At 73.7% G+C, this 2,853-nt stretch carries 2 protein-coding genes; one reads left to right on the forward strand and one right to left on the reverse strand.

Annotated features, from left to right (window positions below; translation table 11 throughout):
- The coding region (locus D588_RS0118125; RefSeq protein ID WP_017916981.1) for a GGDEF domain-containing protein at positions 1–758 on the forward strand (758 nt) is incomplete at its 5' end.
- Between the two features lie 183 nt (positions 759–941).
- Here the strand turns inward: D588_RS0118125 and D588_RS0118130 are convergent.
- Complete coding sequence (locus D588_RS0118130; RefSeq protein ID WP_232764326.1) at positions 942–2,441, reverse strand: carboxylesterase family protein; 1,500 nt, start codon at positions 2,439–2,441, stop codon at positions 942–944.
- Positions 2,442–2,853: the final 412 nt, after the last annotated feature.

The following is a 2,853-nucleotide window of genomic DNA, read 5'->3' on the forward strand; positions in this document are numbered from 1 at the left end:
CGGTGATGACCCTGGTGATCGTGGCCGGCTTCTTCCCGTTGGGCATGGCGTTGTGGCAGAGCGTGGCGGTGGCGCTGCTGCTGTGCGCGATCAGCGCCGTGGCCGGCCATCTGCTGCTGGAGGGCGCGGCGCACGATGCCTACCTGCGCCTGCAGTGGCTGCTGTGGACCGCGGTGCCGGTCGGTGCGGCCGGCGGCTACCTGCGCGAACACTCGCGCCGCGAAGGCTTCCTGCAGCGGCGGGTACGCGACGACGAGGCCTTGCGTGACGCGCTCACCGGCCTGGGCGACCGCCGCCGCTTCGACGAACACCTGGCGGTGGCGCTGGCCGAGCGCAGGCGCCTGCAGCGCGGGCTGGCGCTGATCCTGGTCGAACTCGACGGCTTCGCCGCGCTGAATCAGCGCAGCGGCGCCGGGGCCGCCGACCGCGCGGTGCTGGAGGTGGCCGAGGCCATGCAATGCCTGCTGCGACCGTTGGATGTGGCCATGCGCATCAGCGCCGACCGCTTCGCGCTGGTGCTGTACGACGCCAGCGGCGCGCACCTGCGGCAGGTGGCGCCGGCGCTGCGCGACATGGTCGAGGTGATGGCGATCGCCCAGGATGCGGCGGACGCGCAGGCGCTGACGGTCAGCGTCGGTGCGCTGCTGGCCACGCCGGAGGACACGCCGGCCACGCTGATGCAGCGCGCCGAGGCGCTGCTGGACGCCGCGCGCGCCGTCGGCAACCGCGTGGTGCTGGCCGAGGACACCGGCTGGTAGCACGGTGATCTGGCGCATCAGCCCTCGCGACCGACGCCGCCGCAGCCGCCGCCATTGTGGGAGGGACTTCAGTCCCGACGCAGCACACCAACCGACCTGGCAAGCGCGCCTCTGCTTTCGACAGGCGCACACGGGTGTTTCGTCACGGCCACGCGCGCCGCGCGCGGCGATCGTGGCGCCGCCTCACAACGTCCCCCGCTGCACGAACGGCACCTGCGCGTAGAGCCGGCGCTCGCCGCCGCGCGGGTCGTGCGCCAGGCGGCTGTCGGTGTCGAACAGCAGGGTTTCGCGCTGGGCCAGCGAGTACGGTGCCCAGCGCGGCAGGCCGGGGTGGTTGGGATCGCCGTGGCGGGCGAAGGCCAGCAACGCTGCGCTCATCGCATCGGCCATGCGCTGCGCGCCGGCGCCGTCGCCGGTGCGCGATCCGGGCTGGCGGATGTTGTCGAACACCAGCGGGATGTCCAGGGTGTGGAAGGCGCCGAACTTGCCGCCGTCCAGTGGCGAACCCCAGTCCAGTTGGTAGACCCAGGTCGGCGCGCCCTGCCGCGCGCGCGCCTCGGCTTCCTCGACCGCGCCGCGCCAGGAGCGGCCGGCGGTGGTGGCGGCGAAGAACACCTCGCTCGGCGTGTAGTGCGGATACAGCCGTCGGTACTCGGCGATCACCACCTGCGGCGACAGGTCCACGTACTGCTCCTGCGCCAGCTTGGCCGGCAGCGCGTCCCAGGTCAGCGCGAAGTTGGCCGGATCGTGGCCGAGGAAGGCGCGGGTCTCGTCGTGGGTGTTGCCGATCACCATCGGGATGCGCGCCGACTGCGGCGGCGCGTCCGGCCAGAACGGATGCCGGTGCAGCACCTGCGCATCCAGCACCGGGCCCAGGTACAGCGCGGTGTCCTCCGCGCGCGATGGATCGCGGATGCGGGTGGCCTCGAGCACGCGCTGCAGCGGCAGCGTGCGCAGCGCGTCCAGTTGCGCTGGCTCCAGCTGCAGGGCTTGCAGCAGCAACTGCGCGCGCTGGCTGGCGGCACGTGGCCCGGCGGCGGTGACCTGTTGCCCGCTCATGGTCCAGGCGCGGTGGAACAGCCCCTGCGCGGCCGGCATCGCCATCAGCGTGGCGATCTTGGCGCCGCCGCCGGACTGGCCGAACACGGTGACGTTGCCGGCATCGCCGCCGAACTCGGCCGCGTGCGCGCGCACCCACTGCAGCGCCTGTACCAGGTCGAGCTGGCCGACGTTGCCGGAGGCGGCATAGGCGTCGCCTCCGAACGGCGCCAGGTACAGATAGCCGAACGCGTTGAGGCGATGATTGACGCTGATCACCACCACGTCGCCGCGCTGGCACAGGCGCACGCCGTCGTACAGCGGGTCGCTGCCGGAGCCGTTGTTGTAGGCGCCGCCGTGGATGTAGAACAGGATCGGACGCTTCGCACCGTCGCGCAGGCCCGGGGTCCAGACGTTGAGGAACAGGCAGTCCTCGCTGACCGGCTCGGACCCGCGCTGCGGCGCCGACGCACCATAGGCGCCGCAGTCGCGCACACCGTGCCAGGGCCGTTCCTGCAGCGCCGGCTGGAAGCGCCGCGGCGCGGTGTCGGCGCCGTAGGGAATGCCCTTGAACACGCACACGCCCTGCTCACGCACGCCACGGATGCGACCGCTGCGGGTGCGCGCCAGCGGCGCCGCCCGCATCGGCACCGAGGCCGGCGCCAGACCGGGCAGCGCGCCGCTCAAGGCCAGCGCGCCGAGCGCGCCGTCGCGCAGAAAGCGGCGGCGGCCATGGTCGTCGGGGGCGGCCGCGTCGGGCACGGTGAGGAGCGGGGCGGGCAGGCGAGGGCGGGCGGTCATGCGTGGACGGTGTCCTGGCTAGGCGGTCGGGGACGCGAGAGGTGTGGCGGCGTGGCCGCGTTTGCGATTGCCTGCGGTCCGGCCGCGTGCGTGGGACGGGCGAGGCGGGCGGTGGCGCTTGGTGGAGAGGTCGCTCACGGACGGGCTCACGGCGTGCCCGCCGGTGGCGGGATCGGCGCGCGGGCGCGCGGATCGTCCTGCACGCTGCGCATCCAGCCCAGCGCCAGTTGCGGCCATGCCGCCAGCGGCAGGGCGG

It is taken from the genome of Xanthomonas sp. SHU 308, assembly GCF_000364645.1.
GTDB lineage: Bacteria > Pseudomonadota > Gammaproteobacteria > Xanthomonadales > Xanthomonadaceae > Xanthomonas_A > Xanthomonas_A sontii.

Coding starts and splice junctions, on each gene's coding strand:
- D588_RS0118130 (WP_232764326.1), bottom strand. CDS start 2,441: ATGCGGGCGGCGCCGCTGGCGCGCACCCGCAGCGGTCGCATCCGTGGC.